Source organism: Planctomycetota bacterium, assembly GCA_016125255.1.
Classification (GTDB): Bacteria; Planctomycetota; Phycisphaerae; order Phycisphaerales; family Zrk34; genus RI-421.
On record WGMD01000032.1, the window covers coordinates 21,485 to 39,074 of the forward strand.

Annotated in this window: 15 protein-coding genes and 2 pseudogenes; 9 read left to right on the forward strand and 8 right to left on the reverse strand. The window is 65.5% G+C overall.

What is annotated here, in order from left to right; translation table 11 throughout:
* Positions 1-1,308: 1,308 nt before the first annotated feature.
* The 5 genes and pseudogenes from GC162_19305 to GC162_19325 form a co-directional block, all read right to left on the reverse strand.
* Positions 1,309-1,437: pseudogene (locus GC162_19305) on the reverse strand (PE family protein).
* A gap of 384 nt (positions 1,438-1,821) precedes the next feature.
* Positions 1,822-2,274, reverse strand: coding sequence for a dUTP diphosphatase (locus tag GC162_19310; protein ID MBI1370788.1), 453 nt, complete (start codon positions 2,272-2,274; stop codon positions 1,822-1,824).
* A 166-nt stretch (positions 2,275-2,440) separates the two neighbouring features.
* Positions 2,441-3,088 carry a hypothetical protein gene (locus GC162_19315; GenBank protein MBI1370789.1) on the reverse strand — a complete coding sequence of 216 codons (648 nt, stop codon included), beginning with the start codon at positions 3,086-3,088 and terminating at the stop codon, positions 2,441-2,443.
* 27 nt (positions 3,089-3,115) lie between these two features.
* Positions 3,116-3,553 carry a hypothetical protein gene (locus GC162_19320; protein MBI1370790.1) on the reverse strand — a complete coding sequence of 146 codons (438 nt, stop codon included), beginning with the start codon at positions 3,551-3,553 and terminating at the stop codon, positions 3,116-3,118.
* Positions 3,554-3,573: 20 nt separating this feature from the next.
* A complete protein-coding gene (locus tag GC162_19325; GenBank protein ID MBI1370791.1) occupies positions 3,574-4,410 on the reverse strand; it encodes a DUF1080 domain-containing protein in 837 nt (278 codons plus the stop codon).
* 417 nt (positions 4,411-4,827) lie between these two features.
* On the opposite strand from GC162_19325, the gene GC162_19330 reads away from it, so the two are divergent.
* Entirely contained in the window at positions 4,828-5,730 is a 903-nt protein-coding gene (locus GC162_19330; protein ID MBI1370792.1) for a hypothetical protein, read from the forward strand.
* A gap of 22 nt (positions 5,731-5,752) precedes the next feature.
* Here GC162_19330 and GC162_19335 read toward each other — a convergent pair whose 3' ends face one another.
* From GC162_19335 to GC162_19345, 3 genes are all read right to left on the reverse strand, one after another.
* Positions 5,753-6,664: a hypothetical protein gene (locus tag GC162_19335; GenBank protein MBI1370793.1), complete on the reverse strand. Its 912-nt coding sequence runs from the start codon at positions 6,662-6,664 to the stop codon at positions 5,753-5,755.
* Positions 6,665-6,773: 109 nt separating this feature from the next.
* Positions 6,774-7,775 carry a polyprenyl synthetase family protein gene (locus tag GC162_19340; GenBank protein ID MBI1370794.1) on the reverse strand — a complete coding sequence of 334 codons (1,002 nt, stop codon included), beginning with the start codon at positions 7,773-7,775 and terminating at the stop codon, positions 6,774-6,776.
* Between the two features lie 236 nt (positions 7,776-8,011).
* The gene (locus GC162_19345; GenBank protein ID MBI1370795.1) at positions 8,012-9,844 is read right to left on the reverse strand and encodes an MFS transporter; all 1,833 of its coding nucleotides are present in this window, start codon (positions 9,842-9,844) and stop codon (positions 8,012-8,014) included.
* Positions 9,845-9,976: 132 nt separating this feature from the next.
* Between GC162_19345 and hemB the strand changes: the two genes are divergently transcribed.
* The 8 genes and pseudogenes from hemB to GC162_19385 all read left to right on the forward strand — a co-directional run bounded on the left by hemB (position 9,977) and on the right by GC162_19385 (position 17,556).
* On the forward strand, positions 9,977-10,975 hold the full coding sequence (gene hemB / locus GC162_19350; protein MBI1370796.1) for a porphobilinogen synthase: 999 nt from the start codon (positions 9,977-9,979) through the stop codon (positions 10,973-10,975).
* Positions 10,976-11,001: 26 nt separating this feature from the next.
* Complete coding sequence (locus GC162_19355) at positions 11,002-11,304, forward strand: nucleotidyltransferase (protein MBI1370797.1); 303 nt, start codon at positions 11,002-11,004, stop codon at positions 11,302-11,304.
* Positions 11,305-11,398: 94 nt separating this feature from the next.
* Positions 11,399-11,581: pseudogene (locus GC162_19360) on the forward strand (DUF86 domain-containing protein).
* 149 nt (positions 11,582-11,730) lie between these two features.
* The gene (locus GC162_19365) at positions 11,731-12,342 is read left to right on the forward strand and encodes a hypothetical protein (GenBank protein MBI1370798.1); all 612 of its coding nucleotides are present in this window, start codon (positions 11,731-11,733) and stop codon (positions 12,340-12,342) included.
* Between the two features lie 6 nt (positions 12,343-12,348).
* Complete coding sequence (locus GC162_19370; GenBank protein MBI1370799.1) at positions 12,349-15,684, forward strand: hypothetical protein; 3,336 nt, start codon at positions 12,349-12,351, stop codon at positions 15,682-15,684.
* 146 nt (positions 15,685-15,830) lie between these two features.
* The gene (locus tag GC162_19375) at positions 15,831-16,262 is read left to right on the forward strand and encodes a DUF2752 domain-containing protein (protein ID MBI1370800.1); all 432 of its coding nucleotides are present in this window, start codon (positions 15,831-15,833) and stop codon (positions 16,260-16,262) included.
* Positions 16,259-16,906: a hypothetical protein gene (locus GC162_19380; GenBank protein MBI1370801.1), complete on the forward strand. Its 648-nt coding sequence runs from the start codon at positions 16,259-16,261 to the stop codon at positions 16,904-16,906. The genes GC162_19375 and GC162_19380 overlap by 4 nt, the downstream gene beginning before the upstream one ends.
* A complete protein-coding gene (locus GC162_19385) occupies positions 16,903-17,556 on the forward strand; it encodes a hypothetical protein (protein ID MBI1370802.1) in 654 nt (217 codons plus the stop codon). The genes GC162_19380 and GC162_19385 overlap by 4 nt, the downstream gene beginning before the upstream one ends.
* Positions 17,557-17,590: the final 34 nt, after the last annotated feature.

Sequence of the window (17,590 nt, forward strand, 5' to 3'; positions counted from 1 at the left end):
CCACCAATGGCACGACCGGCTTCTCCGCCCAGAACTCCGACGGCATCGAAGTCGCTGACTTCTCCTCCGGCGCGACCGCGACGATCAACACCACCGGCACCACCGGCCTGCTGCTCAACAACGTCACCGCCGCCTCCAACAATTTCACGCTTAACTCGCTCACTGTCACCAATGCCAACGGCGCCAACGGCGTGACCATCGACACCGCCTCCGGAACCTACAATCTCGGCACCACCATGGTCAGCGTCGACGCCGCCGACCTCGGCGACAGCGGCATCAGCATCGTCAACTCCGCCGGCAACGTCACCCTCGCCAACACCACCATCACTCACAACGGCACCGGCATCGGCATCGAACTCAACAACAACACCGGCACCACCACCCTCGCCAGTCTGAACGTCACCACCGCCGACGGCACCGCCGTCTCCGCGGTCAACGGCGGAACCTTCGACCTCCTCAACCCCACCAGCGTCATCAACGCCACCGGCGGCAACGGCCTGTTCATCCAGAACACCGCGCTCCAGACCAACGGCGTCTCCGGCTGGACGCTCGCCTCCATCACAACCTCCGGCGCCGGAACCGGCATCGCCCTCGACACCGTCAGCGATCCGATCACCGTCACCGGCAACGTGATGATCTCCAACTCCGTCGACTTCGGCATCACCGCCACCGGATTCTCCAGCACCTTCACCGTCCAGGGCGCGACGACCATCAACGGCGTCAACGACGGCCTCGGCGGCGGCGTCGGCATCGACCTGGGCAACGGCGGCGGCACATTCGCCTTCGCCGACCTGACCGTCATGAACACCACCGGCGACGGCCTGTCCTTCGGCAATGGTTCCAACATCAACCTGACCTCCACCGGAACCACCACCCTCGACACCAATGATCACGGCATCAACATCAACACCTCCGCCAGCAACCTGACCTTCAACGACCTGAACATCACCGACTCCAACAACGAGTCCATTCTCAGCACCGCCCACTCCGGCAACTTCACCGTCAACGGCGCCACCGACATCGAAACCCCCGGCGCCGACGCCGTCTCCCTTACCAACATGTCCGGCGACTTCACCGCCACCGGAATGTTCACCGTCTTCGGCGGAGCCGGGTCCGGCGTCGTCATCACCGGCAACTCCGGCAACTTCACCGTCAATGACGCCGACGTGAGCTTCATGAACAACGACGGCTTCGTCGTCACCAACAGCTCGATGGGCACGTTCCAGATCCTCGGCGGAACCATCGGCAACGTCGGCCGCGGCGTCGACCTCACCGACGCGGGCGTCGCCCTCGTCTCCAACACCACCATCAACGGCGCGACCGGCTTCGCCATCCGCGCCAACTCCACCGGCGCCAATACCTTCGCCTTCTCCGCCGACGGCAACACCACCATCGGCACCGGCGGATTCAGCGCCACCAGCGCCGGAACCTCCACCCTCCAGCTCAACCTGACCAACAACGAAGTCGACGCCCCCGGCTTCAACATCAACTCCGGCTCCACCGTCAACATCCAGCTCGGCGGCGCCCTCGGTCAGGGCATGACCTTCAATAACTCCGACAACGGAAACATCCAGGGCAACGGCAACACCACCGGCGGCCTCGCCCCCACCGTCAACGTCACCGGCAACGTCGACATCATCGACGGCGCCACCATCCCGACCCCGTAAGTTCGTCGGACTCCTCAAACCCCAACCAGCGGGGCGACTTGAGTCGCCCCGCTTTTTTTATGAAGTGGTGAAGCGAATTTTACAAAGCCAAGGGCTGAGCGCCGCAAACCCCGATCCCCAACCCCCGATCCCTGATCCTCCCTTTCCCACTTCCTCAATGCCCCGTATGTCCGAACCCGCCCGCGCCCCGGTCCGTCGGCGGCAGTTCGTCGACTTCGTCCCACGCCGCGACATACACCGGCTTGATGAGCATCTGTGCGATGCGCATGTTGCGCGTCACGACGAACGTCGCCGACCCGTGATTGATGAGCGGGACCATGACCTGCCCGCGATAGTCCGCATCGATCGTTCCGGGGGCGTTGGGCATCGAGATGCCGAACTTTGCGGCCAGTCCCGACCGCGGGCGCACCTGCGCCTCGAACCCGACCGGCACCGCCATGGCGAACCCGCAGGGCACGAGCACGATCTGACCGGGCGCGATGGGCGTGTCCTTCTCGACCGCCGCATGCAGGTCCATCCCCGCCGCATGCGCCGACTGAACCGCCGGCAGATCGACGCCCTCGGAGCCGGGCAAACGCTTGATGGGAACGCGAATCGGTGAATTCATGCGGACATGATAACGCAATTTCCGTTCTCACCTCTCCCCCCGGGAGAGGTCGGCCCGCAGGGCCGGGTGAGGGTGCGCCCAATCACTGACTGCTTTCGACAACCCGCGCGCCATACTACGTGACCACCCTCACCCCAACCCTCTCCCGGAAGGAGAGGGAGCATCGTCAATTTTCATTTTCCTCTTTCAGCGACCTCGTCATCCGATCGACGATCCATCTTCCCCGCGCCGCCGCTTCGTCCTCGGCGAGCATGACGTAGCGTTCCTCGGTCCCGGTGCACCAGGTCATGATCGCCAGATCGATCAGCGCGACCGTCGGCACGGCGCGCTCCAGCACCTCGCGCAGCTCCGTGATGCCCGGCCGATCGTCGAACTTCGCCTCACCGATCAGCGCCTCAAGCTGCTCGCGCACCGGCGCCAGCGCCTCGTCGCCCGGCGGCTCGACATCCAGGGGCTCGAGCTTGGCGAGCCGGTACGGCTCGTGCGCGACTTCCTCGATGATCCGCGCCCGGCAAACGCCCTGAAGCAGCAGCACGTACCGCCCGTCGGACAATCCCTGATACTGCACGATGTACCCGAGGCACACGTTGGGCCGAATCGGCGGATGACCGTCCGCGTATTCCTTCTCGTTGACCGGGCCGTCGAACACGGCCATGGCGATGAGCCCGTTGGAGTCCAGCGCTTCGCCGGTCATCTGACGATAGCGCGGCTCGAAAATATGCAGCGGCAGCGCCACATGCGGCAAAAGCACGCAATCCGCCAGCGGAAACAGCGGCATCGCCTTGTTGAAATCAATCGATAACGTCTCGGACATGTCACATCATAGTCGCCGAACACCGACTCATCCGGCGCGCATCTGCTTGACGGCCACGGCGACGTCCTTGCCTTCAACCGCCGCGCCGGCGGACTTCAAATGTTTGACCGCCGCGCCCGTGGCCTGACCGTCGTTGCCCGCCGCCTTGATGGCGTCGGCGACGGGGGCGAGCGCGGCGACGATCTGCTCGACGCTCAATGTCTTGGGCATCAGGTCACCGAGCACCTCATTCTCCTTCGCGAGCTTTTCCTTGACCGCCGGATCGCCGCTGAGGCCGATCGTCTCTTCGTTGGACTTGATGATCTTGCGGATCACCGCCACGGCCTCCTCGTCGGTGATGGCGCGTGCCTGGCGGGTTTCGGTCATCTGCAGATCGCCGAGCGTGACGCGCAGGATTTCCTTGGCGAGCACATCCTTGGCCTTCATCGCCGCGATCATGCGGGCTTTGACTTCATCGATGAGCATGGTGGATTTCCGTAAAGCGATCAGTCGAGTTTCTTGACGCGGATGTTGCGGAACCAGACTTCGTTGCCGTGGTCCTGAAGCTGAATGCGCCCGGGCAGGCGGCAGTAGTCTTCGTGCGCCTTGAATTTGCTGGCCGCCAGCGCGTCCTTGAACTGCTGGCTGTCCAGGTCGATCTGCATGACGAGCTTGCCGTTGAGGTAATGTTCGAGATGCGAGCCGTTGGCGACGATCTTCGCCGTGTTCCATTCGCCGACGGGATTGAGCTTCTTCTGATCGTTGGCGGGGATCAGGTCATAGAGCGCCGCGGCGCGGTGCGTGCCGTTGGGGCCCTTGTTGGCATCGGGGTGCTTCTCATCGTCAAGGACCTGGTATTCGGGGCCCAGCGCCTGTTTGCCGTAGTTGGTGAAACGGTACTTGACGCCGCTGTTGCCGCCGGAGCTGATCTTCCATTCGAATTCCAGTTCGAAGTTCAGGTAGGTGTCTTTGGTGAACAGGTCGCCGTGGCCGGTGGTGCGGTGGATGACGCCATCGGCGACTTCCCAGCCGTCCTTGACGGGCGATCCGTCGGCCTTGGTCCATCCGTCCAAATCCTTGCCGTCAAAAAGCGTGACCCAACCGGCGTCGGATTGGGCGAAAGCGCACGCGCCGACGGAGAGCGCGACAAGCAGCATGGTGCGGAAGGCGAATTTCATGGCGGGTATCCTCAGAGGTTGGCGGGTCCAAAACGGAGCGACATTATAAACGCGCCCCGCCCGGCCCGACAGTCCGCCAAAAAAAGAAGCCCGCGCCATGGGAACATGACGCGGGCGGAAACAAGAATCGGGGGAAAGTCTCGGACGCGTGGGTCTGGCGGTCATGGCCAGTCAAGCCCGCGACGGAGACTCGTGCTCCCGGCACATAGATATACGACACAAACGCACGCGCCTGCGAGTGGGGAAACCCTGTAAGTGGTTTCCATGACATGCAAAATTCCCGGCAAAATGAGCACATTTTGCGATACCCGGGAAAAACAATTCAAAAGAAAACCCGCGTCAGCGGAGGGGACGACCACTGACACGGGCAAAAACGAACGGGTGGTCGGGAAAAAATTCGGACGGGCGGGTCTTCGCTTTGAAGGCCAGTGAAGCCACCCGGGCGATACCCTTCCCTGCCACACATCCTTTAATACGTTGACGAAGCGCGTTTGTGCGATTGGGGTTTGCCCGGAAGGCGGAGAGACCCAAGTCTCCCCGCCTCGACGCGCGTGAACATCGCAGACGTTAAACTGTTCGCCCATGACCGACACGGCTCCGCGCAAGATCGCCATTGCCGCCAATCCCTACAGCGGCAAGAAGGCCAACCGGCAGCGGCTCGAAACGCTGACGGCGGCGCTGCGCGCGGGGGGATGGCAGCCGGTGCAGATGTGGGACAAGAACGGACTGGGCGAGGCGCTGGCGGACCCGGATTTCGCCGGGCAGTATCGCTGCGTCGTCGCCGCGGGGGGCGACGGGACGCTGCTGCATGTGATCAATGCGCGGCCGCCGGCGCCGGTGGCGGCGTACCCGATGGGCAACGAAAACCTGTTCGCCCGGCAGTTCGGCCTGCGCGCCGATCCGGCGCAGCTTCTGTCGATTCTCGAATCGGGTCACGAACGCCGCGTCGACCTGGGCTCGTGCAATGGCAAGCTGTTCACGATCGTCGCCAGCGCCGGCTTCGACGGGCGCGTGGCCCACGACCTTGCGGCCTGGCGCGCGCAAGGCGACAAACTCCGCCGGGTCGGACGCCTGAGCTACACCCGCCCGATCCTCCGCGCGATGTTCGATTACGACTACCCCACGATGAGGGTCACGGCCGACGGACAGACGTTCACCGGCTGCCTCGTGATGGTGTTCAATCTCCCGCAGTACGGTTTGAACATGCCGCTCGCCCCGCAGGCCGACCCGCATGACGGGCAGCTCGATTACGTCATCTTCGAGCGGCCGGGCACGATGGCGCTGGCGGGTTACGCGATGTCGGTGTTCATGCGTCGTCACATGCGTCGCTCCGACGTGCATACCGGCCGGGCGCGCGAGCTGCGCATCGAATGCGATTACCCCGTGCCGATCGAAATCGACGGCGACCCCTTCAACGCTGCCCCGGCGAATCTGCGGGTTTTACCGGGCGAAATGCGGTTGTTGGTCCCGCCCGCCGTGACGTGAGCCCGCTCGGCGCGTGACTCATCTAATCGTGTACGACGAACACGCGTAGTTCCGCCGCCTGCGCTCCGCGATGCGGAATCGCCACGAACAGCCGGGCGAGTTCGGGCACGAATTTGCTGGTGCGGGCGCCCGGCTCGGTGGGGATCGAGGCATGGAGCCGATACGTGTCCGCATCGGTCTGCTCGAACACGTCGACGCGCCCCGCCCCGCCGCTCACATACACGCGCCGCCGGGCGGCATCGTGATACACATCGTCCGCATCGCCGACGCAGGCCACGTCGGCAACGACCTTGCCGCTTTGCGTATCGAGCACCAGCAGCTTCGCGGGCCGGCGACAGGCGACGATGAGCCGGTGGTTCGCGTCGTCCAGCGCCATCGGAAAATTGGACGCGGCGGCTTTGACGGGCCATGTCGCGATCACCGCATGTTTCTGACGATCGATCACAGCGATGTGCCCCGCCGACGGCACGTTGACAAAAATGCGCTCGCCCTGCGATTCGAGTTGGAACGATTCGGGGTGTCCGTCGAGTTTGATGCGTGCTTCGACGACGCGCCGGTCGGGATCGATGACCGCCAGCGCCCCGTCGCCGTAGCCGATGTAGACGCGCCGGGCGGCCGGGTCGAAGCGCACGTTGTCCGCATCGTCGAGATCGCCGATGGTTGCGACGGGTTTGAGGTCGGCATCGTAGACGTGACACCGCCCGTCGCCGCCCGCCGCGGCGAAAAGCTGGCGCGTCTGCGGATCGACGACCATGCCCGTCGGCGTGCGCAGGTCCTTGAGCGTGGCGATGCGCTGACCGGCCGCGGCGTCGATGACTTCGATCGTGTCATTGCCCAGCGCCGCCACGAAAAGCCGATGCGACGCGGGGTCGTAGAACAGATGGTCGATGCGGCCCTCGACGCCCGGCAGGGCGATCGAACGCTCGAGCGTCAGCGGTTCGTCCGCCGACGACGGCAGCGCGGCGATGAGGATGAACAGACCGGTGAGAAATGCTGCACGCATGCGAGGCCTCCTTCGCCTTGCGTTCCCGGCCGGAAGCGGATCAGAAACTGCGATTGATCACCGCGTCGGCGATCGTCATCAGCGTCGCGCGGGCCGGGGAATCGGAGACGCACATTAACGCCGCCTTCGCCTGCTCGATGAACTGCTCGGCCCGGCGGCGCGCATACGGCAGGGCATCGGAGTCGATGAGCACCTGACCGACCTTGCGCGCCTGATCCGGGCCGGGCGTGCGAAGCAGGTTGAGGAGCATCTGCCGATCCGCCGCCGCGGCGGTTTCGAGGCGGTGAATGAGCGGGAGCGTGAGCTTGCCTTTTTCCAGGTCCTTGCCGAGCGATTTGCCGACGACGCTCGCGTCGCCGGTCAGGTCCAGCACATCGTCGATGATCTGGAACGCCGCGCCGATCAGTTCGCCGTAGCGGTTCATCTCGTCGCACACGTGCCGGTCCGCCCCGCTGAACATCGCGCCCAGCCGGCAGCCCACGCCGCAGAGCGACGCGGTCTTGCGGCGGATGATGTCGAAGTACGTCTGCTCGTCCAGCGACCAGTTGTTGCGGTTGTGCAGTTGAAGCAGTTCGCCTTCGCAGACGGTGTTGGTCGTCGCCGCGATGAGCCGGGCGGCGGCCTGCGAGTCGAGCGAGGAGCAAAGATGGTACGAATGGCTGATGAGGTAGTCGCCGAGCATCACCGCCGCCTCGTTGCCGCGGAGCTGATTGATCGTCGTGACCTTGCGGCGGACGTCCTGCTCGTCGAGCACATCGTCATGCACCAGCGTCGCCATGTGCACCATCTCGACGACCGTCGCCAGCGTGCGATGCTCATCGCGCAGTTGCCCGTCGCTCGACGTGGCCAGCCCGCTGAGCATGACCAACAGCGGGCGCAGCATCTTGCCGCGGTACTGCTCCAGGTGTCGCGCCAGATCGTTGACGCATGACAAATCGCTCACCAGCTCGGCGGCGAAGCGCGCTTCGACCTCGCCCAGCTCCGCCGCGAGCAGCTCCTCAATCGCCTTGTGCTTTTCGCCCAGTGAAAACATGCCGACCATGGTAGGAGAACTGGGGGGCGGGGGGAAGGGGGTTGGGGAAGGGGATCGGGGATCGGGGGGTGGGGATCGGGGTTTCTAGTTTCTAGTTTCTAGTTTCTAGTTTCGGATTTCGCGACGAAGCGCGCTTGGGCTTCGGGGCCACCCTCACCCCAGCCCTCTCCCGGCGGGAGAGGGGGCCGGAACTCCCACCCCGATCCCCGATCCCAAACCCCCGATCCCCATCCCCCGATCCCCCCTCAACGCTCCATTCTCGCCCGGATCATCGCCGTCAGTTCCGCGCGGTTTTCGACGGACGTGTCCAATCGGAACGGCTCGCCGATGGTGACGACCGCGCGGCTTGGGCGCACGTAGGCCCAGAGGGGGTTGTTCGTGTATCGCGGGCCGGTGATGTGAACGGGGACGATCCATGCTTCGCCGCGTTGGGCGATGAGTCCGACACCCGGACCGAACGGCAGCATCGGGCCGCCGGTCTGGTTGACGCGTCCCTCGGGGAAGATGCCCACGACCTGCCCGTCGCGCAGCGCATGGATCGCCGCCAGCGCCGCTCGGCCGTCGCGCTCGCCCCGCCGCACGCCGATCGGTTCGATGATCCGCCACAGCCACCCGAACGTCCCGGTCATGTACTCGCGCGCCATCATCCAATGCACCATGCGCGGCAGCGCCGCCTGAATCAGCGCCGGGTCCACGCCCGAGGTGTGATTGCTCACGACGAGCACCGCCCCGCGGCGCGGCAGACGATGACGCCCGCGCACGATCAACCGGTGCACCGCCTGCGTGTACCATCGCAAAAAGCGCCAGAGCACATTGATCCGCCTTGTCGCGCCCGGGCCGCTCGTCACGTATCGCCACCCGCCCCACGCCGCCGCCGACATCAGCCCGACGCCCATCACGATCGCCGCCGGCCGCATGGACGCATCCGTCGACGGCAGCTTCCAGATCAATCCCGCCAACACCACCTTGCCAAACTCCGTGATGATCTCCTTCGCCGCGAAAACCCGCCCGCGGAGGTAGTCGGGCGTGATGCGCTGAAGGAGCGTGTTAAGCGGGACGAGCAGCGCCCCGGCACTGATGCCCGTCAACAGCGCGATCGCGACGCCGATGGCGAACGTCGGCACGATCATCTGAAGCGCGATGAAAAGTCCGCAGCCAAAAAGCCCGACCGTCATGAGCAGTTCCGTGCCGAGCCGTGTGTTCATCGCGCCGAGGATCACCGCGCCGATGAGCATGCCGAGTCCGACCGGCGCCGCGACGAGGCCGAACGATTCGATGTCGCCGCCGTAGAGCGTGACGTTCACCACCGCCAGCGCGGGCATGTAAATCGACGTGCCGGTCCAGACGATCGCGGCCGTGAGGATCAGCATCGTGACCGGCCGATGCGCGACGGCGTAGCGCAGACCGTCGTGAATCTCGCGCACGGTCCGCATCGGCGTATGCACGACAAAACCCGTCCGCCGCTCGGCCTTGGCCCACGGGGTCTTCATGAAAATCCAGAACGTCCCGCTGATCATGTAGCACGCCGCGGCGATCCCGATGACGCTCGTCGCCGACTCTTTGGCCAGCGGGCCCCCGATGATGAATCCGATCAGGTTGCCGATGATGCCCATCGACACGACGGCGGCGTTGGCGCGCGTCAGCATCGCTTCGCCGACGACGTTGGGCACGACGCTCAACTTCGCCGGCACGAACGTCGCCGCCATCACGCCGATGACCCCCATCATCGTCCACACCATCCATCGATCGTTCACCTCGATCGCCGCCCCGCGCATCTGCGGCATGAACAAAAACGCCCCCAGCACCGCCACACCCCTCAGTTCATCCGCCGCGAAAAGCACCCACTTCCGCGGCAACCGATCGCTGATCCAACCCGCGATCGGGCTCCATAAGAGATATGGCAGAAAGAAAAAGAAATCGATCCCCGACTGAATCGACGAATTGTCCACCCCCTTGCCCGCGTAACCCAGCAGCGACAGGGCCGCGAACATCGCCATCCGGTCCCCCACCCCGCTCGCGAACGTGCTCGACCAGAGCAGATGAAAACTCAAATTGCGACCCAGCGACGGCTCACCCATGCGCGTGAATGTATCACGAAAAAATGCTCCCCGTTGAGCGACGCCGCTCGTGGCGTGCTTCTCCTCCCGCCGAAAACCAGCCGCAAGCGGCGTCGCTAAACATTCCCCCCTCCCCTGCCTTATACTTCTTCCATGCCCGACTCCCCCGATTACCGTCCCTACCTCCGTCCGCGCCGGCTGCGCCGCGGCAAGGCGCTGCGCGATCTGGTCGCCGATGTGAAGCTCACACCCGATGATCTGTGCATGCCCCTGTTCGTCCGCAATGGGCAGAACATCAACAAGCCCGTCCTGTCCATGCCCGGCGTGTCGCAGTTCTCGCCCGACCGCGCCGCCGAGGAAATCGAAGAGCAGGCCGGGGCCGGGCTCAAGTCCTTCATTCTCTTCGGCGTCACCGACCCCGATCACAAGGACGCCCTCGGCTCCGCCGCGCTCGACGCTTCCAACCCCGTCTGCACCACGCTCCGTCACGTCCGCGAAACCGGGCTGGACGTGACCCTCATCGCCGACCTGTGCTTCTGCGAGTACACCGATCACGGACACTGCGGCCCCCTGCACGCCGACCCGGACATCACCGTCGACAACGACGCCGCGCTCCCCCTGCTCGGCAAACAAGCGCTCGTCCTCGCCGAAAGCGGAGCCGACATCGTCGCGCCCAGCGGGATGATGGACGGTCAGGTCGGCGCGATCCGACAGGCCCTCGACGCCGCCGGCCGAACCGACACCGCCATCCTCAGCTACTCCGTCAAATTCGCATCCTCGCTGTACGGCCCCTTCCGTGAAGCCGGTGAAGGTTCCCCGCAGTTCGGCGATCGCCGGGGCTATCAGATGGACTACCGCCGCTCGCGCGAATGGCGCACGGAACTCGAGCTGGACATCGCCGAGGGGGCGGACATGGTGATGGTCAAACCCGCCGCGACGTACCTGGACATTCTGCGTCAGGTGCGCGACGCCACCGACCTGCCCGTCGCCGCGTACCATGTCAGCGGCGAGTACAGCATGATCCACGCCGCCGCCGCCAATGGTTGGCTCGATCTCCAGCACACCGCCGTCGAAGTCACCACCGCCATGAAACGCGCCGGCGCCGACCTGATCCTCACCTACTTCGCCCCCAAACTCCTCAAGTGGATCTGACGATATAATCATGGCAAGGTGCCGCCATGCCCGCACGATTGACCATCGATTCACGCACGATCGCGGCTTTCTGCAAACGTCACAAGGTGCGCCGCCTCGCGCTCTTCGGCTCCGTCCTGCGCGATGACTTTACCCCACGCAGCGACGTCGATGTGCTCGTCGAATTCGAGCCCGACGCCCGCGCGGGTCTGATGGCGATGGCCGCCATGCAGCACGAACTGTCCGACTTGTTTGATCGCCCGGTTCATCTCAGCACGCCCGGCAGTCTGAGCCGATACTTCCGCGATCGCGTGCTCAGCGAGGCGGAGGTTCAGTATGACGCAGCATGATCCGACGGTGCGCCTCAGACACATGCGCGATCACGCCGCCGAAGCCGTCCAACTCCTCGCCGACCATGACATCGACCATCTTCGCCATGACCGAATGCTTGAATTGAGTCTCGTCCGCCTCGTCGAAATCGTCGGCGAAGCAGCGGCGTAAGTCCCGCGCGACATGCAGTCCCGCTACGCCGCCATTCCCTGGCGCGACGCGGTGACCATGCGCAACGTCCTCATTCACGCCTACGACCAGATCGATCTGCAAGTCCTCTGGAACACCGTCCGCTAAGACCTCCCGCCCCCGATCGAACTGCTCGACCGCGCGCTGGCGGACACAAATCCGTGACCGGCCCGCCCCGCTTCAGTGGGGCGGGGCCTCCCTCCCAATTCAGACACAGCGTTTACAGGGACACGCGATCGGCCTACCCTGTAGGGTTCATGCGGATGCGAATGATGGTCATCCTGATTTTGCTGGGCGTGGGGGCGGGCGGTTGCACGTCCGTGCGCGTGACGGATCCGCCGCGCACGGCGACGGAGCAGTTTCTCATGTCCACCGCCGCCGCCGACGCGGTGCGGCAACTGTCCGGCGAAGCGCTGCGGGGGCGGACGGTGTATGTCGACGACACATACATGCCCGCCAAGGAATTTCCGTACCTGATCGGCGACGTGCGGGCGCAGCTTCTGATGGCCGGTTGTCAGATGGCTTTGTCGCGCGACAAGGCGCAGGTCGTCGTCGAGGTGCGGTCGGGGGGCGTGGGCATTGATCGATACGAATTTCTCTTGGGCATACCGGCGTTGCCGCTGGGCGCGGTGGCGACGGCCGCGGGCGCTCCGGCGATCCCCATCAGCACGCCCGAGCTGGCACTGATCAAAAATTCGCGCCAATGGGGCACGGCCAGCATCGCGCTGGTCGCCTACTGGACCGACACGGGCGAGATCATCGCCGCGTCCGGCCCCTACGTCGGACGAAGCGAACGCGAGGACTGGTGGTTCTTCGGGTCCGGCCCGAAAAGCATCAGCGACATCCCCACGACCAAACCGCTGGAGTGATCGGCCGTGGTGCGATGGCTTGTACGAATCGCGATCCTGCTCATCGTGCTCGCGCTCCTCGGTGCGGGCACGGTCACATGGGAGCTGCACACCGATACGCCGCGGGACATGGTCGTCGACGAGATTCAAACTTCGACCGGTCTGCGACTCACGATCGGGTCGATGACGACAAGCTGGTCGGGTCAGTCGACGCTGCACGATGTCGCGATCCGTCTGCCGACGGGCGACGAGCCGATCTTCGCGGCTGATCAATTGGCCGTGCGGCACACGGGCGTGCTGCGATTGCTCTTCGGCGCGGCGGCGCAGGTTCATGTCATCACCGCGTCCGGCCCCGTGCATGTCACGATCGCGCAGGGCGCGGACGGGCGATGGAATATCGAGCGACTCGTCGATCTATTGAGCGCATCAACCAGCGGCGGCGGCGCGACGGCTCTGCCGCGTATTGAAATCGACGGCCTCGCGCTCGATGTGCGCGACCGGGCGGGGCGGCGTGAAACGGTGACCCCCATCAAATTCACACTCGACCCGCTCGGGCCGGGCGCCGGCGAGATCGCGCTGAGCGGGCCGGGGGAGTTGAACGTGGCGGGTCGGTTCAGCACGACGGGCGATATGACGCATGAGTTGACCGTCAAGGCGACGGACGCGGCGAAGGTGATGGGTCTGTGGCTGAGCGATGATCTGAAGCCGGCGTCAGTCGACGCGAAATGGTCGGGTCATGTGTCGGGGCCCGAGGTGTTGGGCGAATTGACGGTGACGGAGGCGCGGGCGGGAGCGAAACGGTTGAGCGGCGCGATGTCGATGGCGATGCGCTCGGGCAGCGTCACGATCAACCCCCGCCGGGTGACGATCGAAAACGGCGACGGCGCGGCGGCGACGCTCGAGGGCGGCGAGCTGGTCATCGACATGAAACACGTCGAGACGCATCAGCTTTTCGTGACGGCCGGCGACACGCGCGCGAAGCTCACGGGGCAGTACGCATGGGGCACGCGGAGCGGCGCGGTGCATGCGGCCTGGTCGGGCGCGGTCAAGGCGATGGACCTGGCGCACCATGGCGAGACGGATGTGCGGATCGAAAGCGGCGGGCTCGACGGATGGCGCATCACGGCGGAGGCCCAAGGCGCGGCCCGGACGCCGCGGGGTCAATGGACGGGCGGCGCGACGCTCAGCGCGACGGGCGAGAACCCGCGGGCGATGACATGGTCGATCACCTCCGACAAGAGCAACTGGACCGACGCATCGGGCGCCAGTACGCCGATCCAAGGCGCGGCGGCGCACGGGCGCATCAACGGCTCGAAGATCGAAGTGACCGAACTGGCGGCGCAGTCGCCGGCGCCTCTGCGGGCGAGCGGCGAATATGACATGGACAGCGGGCAGTGGCACGCCGACGCGGCGGTGAAGCAATTGGACGCGGGCGAGGTCGGCGTGATCGACGCCAGCGCGGCGGCGCACGGCGATGCGAAGACCCTCGCGCTGGACCGCTTCGACGCCCGCGGCGAGAAGTTCACGGCGGAAGGATCGGGCGCTTACACGTTCGGGGCGGACAAGCCGATGACGCTGGCGGTGAAAATCAGCGGGGAATACGCGGCCAACGACACGACGTCGGCGAGCTACGCATGGGAAGGCGACATCGGCGGCGCGGTCGGCGGGAAGGCGAAGCTGGACGCGACGGGCGTGCTGACCATTGAGCGCTTGAGCGTGAGCGGGCAGAAGGTCGACGACATTTCGACAGGGCTGGAGGTATCGCTCGACGAAGGCGTCGTGGCGGCGAAGACCGGGAAGTTCGATCTGCTGGGCGGGTCGGCGAGCGTGTCGGGCAAGTATGTGCTCAACGAGCAGTCGGCGGGATTGAACATCGCGGCGGAGGACGTTTCGCTGGGCAAGCTGTCGATGTGGGTCAATGGCGATCTGAAGCTGGGCGGGGCGGCGAGCGGGAAGCTGCGCGTGCGTCTGCCGCGGGGCCAGGTCACGCAGGCGAGCGTCAGCGGGTCGTGGTCGGTGAAGGATTTTTCGGATGGGGCGATCGCGTTCGAAACGATGACGGGCGAGCTTCGGACGGAGCGCGGGGTGCTGCGGCTGGACCCCGTGCGATTGACGCGCGGGGCGGGGGAAGCGGCCGGTTGGGCGACGTTCGATCTTCATGACGGCCGCACGCTGCACGCGGAATTGAAGCCGGCGAACTGGCCGGTCGAGTCGGAGGCGATCACGGCGGCGGTGAGCGGGGATGTGGTGATTGATGCGGACGTGGTGGAGCCGCGGGTGGGCGGGAACATGACGCTGGACGCGGCGGTGTCGATGTCGGGCGAGGCGATGGGGCGCGTGAAACTGTCGGGGGTGCTGGCGGATGAGCGATTGGTGCTGAGCACGATCGACGCGGACCTGGCGTTCGGCCGGATTCGCGGCGCGGCGACGATTGACGGGCGGGACTGGACGCAGAGCACGGGGGTCTTGAGCGGGACGGGTCTAAAGCCGGGCGCGGCGGCGAAGTGGTGGCCGGAGGCGGCGATGATCGACGGGGCGGCGGAGATGCAGATAAAGTTCAGCCCATCGACGGATCCGCGGGCGCCCGGGCCGATGCATATTGATGCGCGTTGGTCCCCGACGCAGGCGATGGCGATTCGCCATGTGCCGATCGGCGGCGGGACGCTGACGGCGTTCGCCTCAATGCAGCGCGCGATCATCGACGAAGCGAGCTGGTCGATGGCGGACGGGAAGGTCAAGGCGTGGGCCTCGCTGCGGCGGCGCGACGGGCAGTGGTACGACCATGTGCGGATGGATTTTGAGAACCTGGACCTGAACGTGCTCAATGCATCATTGAGCGACGACGAGAAGGACGCGGTGCCGGGCCGGCTCGAAGGGACGATCAACTTGCTGGGCCCGACGCAGTCGCTTGCGGCGATGGTGGGCACGGCGGACGTGACGATCCGCGATTCGAGTCTGCGTCACACGGACATCATCGGCGGCGTGCTGGGAATCATGGGCAAAGGCGAGATGGATCCCGTCGGGTCCGGCCGGGCGTCGATGCGGCTCGAGGGCGGGACGCTGTGGATCGACAAGCTGCGTTACGAGAATCGGGGCACGGAGATTCTGCTCGATGGGCGGATCGACGACATCGCCAGCGGGATGAAGGGCACGGTGAAGATGAACGCGATCGGATCGTTGCAGCCGTTTAAGAATGTGACGCTGCCGATGATGAGGGATGTCGATGCGCTGCTCAAGGGGTTGGCGTCGCAGGTCACGACGGTTCGGATCACGGGGCCATTGGACAAGGTGACGGTTGAGTCGACTTCGCTGCGTGAGATGATGCAGACGGCGCAGAAGCTTTTGACGACGCCGAATCTTTAGGAGTGGGGAGTTGGGAGTGGGGAGTGCGGAGTGGGAGGCGATCCGGGGCTCCCTGCTTCGCGAAGCGCTTCGCAGGGCTGGCGTCGCTGTGCTCCTCCGCGGCGGGAGCTTGCTGAAAATGGCGTACAGGCGTACGCTGTGGGGCGATGGAACGAGTGCATGTGCGAGTCTGGGCGGGGGCGGTTGCGGCGGTGTGCGCGGTGCTGTTGGGCACGGCGGCGACGCTTCACGCGGACCCGGCCGGGTTCGGGACGCACGAGCAGCTCGGGCTGCCGGCGTGTCCGTGGCGCGAAGCGCACGGCATGCTCTGCCCCACCTGCGGGATGACCACCGCCTTCACGCAGGCGGCGCACGGACACGTGCTGGCGGCGATCCAAACGCAGCCGGCGGGCGGACTGGGCGCGATGGCGGCGGCGATGGCGATCTGGGTCGGGCTCTACGTGATGCTCACCGGCAACACCGGCGGGCGGTTCACGCGCGGGTGGCTGCGGCCCGGACGCACGATGCTCATCGTCCTGAGCGTCATCGCGGTTTCATGGATGTACAAGCTGATCGTCACAGGAGCGACCGGAACATGACTCGACGGTTTTGCATGATGCTTTTGGGCCTGGTGCTGGCGGGAGCGCTGGGCGGCTGCGAGGCGGTCGCATGGGTGGCGCAGGGCGTGACGCCGACGCCGCCGCCGATCGATGTCAAGGCCGAGTACGCCGCGCTGGACAATCAGCGCGTGGCCGTGCTCGTGGACGCCAAGCTCGAGACGCTCTTCGAGCATCCGATGGCGCAGCTCGAGATCGCGCAGGCGCTCACGACGCAGCTCGCCGCGAGCGTGCCGGGCGTGCAGGTCGTCGACGCCAAGCAGGTCGTCGAGTTCCAGCAGCGCAACATCTACTGGAACACCTCGACGTACAGCGATCTGGCCAAGCGCCTCAACGTCAATCGCCTCGTCCTCATCGACATCAGCGACTACCGACTCCACGAGCCGGGCAACATGCACCTGTGGCGCGGCACGATCACCGGCACCGTCAGCGTCGCCGCCACCGACTCCGATCACCCCAACGATCTGGCGTACTCGACCGTCGTGACCGCGGCTTATCCGCCGGACAAACCGATGGGCGCGGTCAACGCCGACGAACGCACGATCCGACTGGGCATGCTCGATCTGTTCACGCGCGGCGTCGTCGGCAAGTTCCACGACCACAAGGAAGAACGGGACGCCAAATGACCCGCATTCCCGCCGGTATCCTCGCCCTGCTGACGCTGACGCTCGCGCTGTCGCCGGGGGGATGCGAGGTCGGGTCGTTCGTGGCGACCAATGTCCTGCCCCGCCCCAAGATTCCCGCGGTGTTCGAGCTGCCCAAGCAATCGACCGTCGTCATGGTCGATGACCCGCATCGGCTGATTCCCAACGCCACGCTCGCGCCCGTCATCGCCGCCAACATCGGCGCGGACCTCAAGAAAAACGAAGTCGTCAGCGAAGTGATCGCGCCCAACCTGATCGAAGACCTGCGCGTCAACGAGCAGAACTTCTCCAACTGGCCCATCGACAAAATCGGCAAGCAGGTCGGGGCCAAGCAGGTGATCTACATCATGGTCGAGGGCTTCGATCTGACCGAGTCGCAGGCGATCTACCGACCGACCGCCGCGGTGCGCGTCAAGGTCATCGACGTCGAAACCGGCCGGCGACTTTTCCCGCAGGGCGACAATCTGGGCTACCCGGTGAGCGTGCAGAAGTATTACAAGAACATGCAGGGCGCGACCGACGGGACGGACCTGGTGCTGGCCCGCGGATTGGCCCAGCGCGTGGCGGAGGATGTGGGCAAGCTGTTCTACGAACACAAGGAACGGGAAGTCGGCAGCGGGTTTGAGGATTGAGCCCGAATCGGGGGCGAGCACAGGTCGTTCGTTC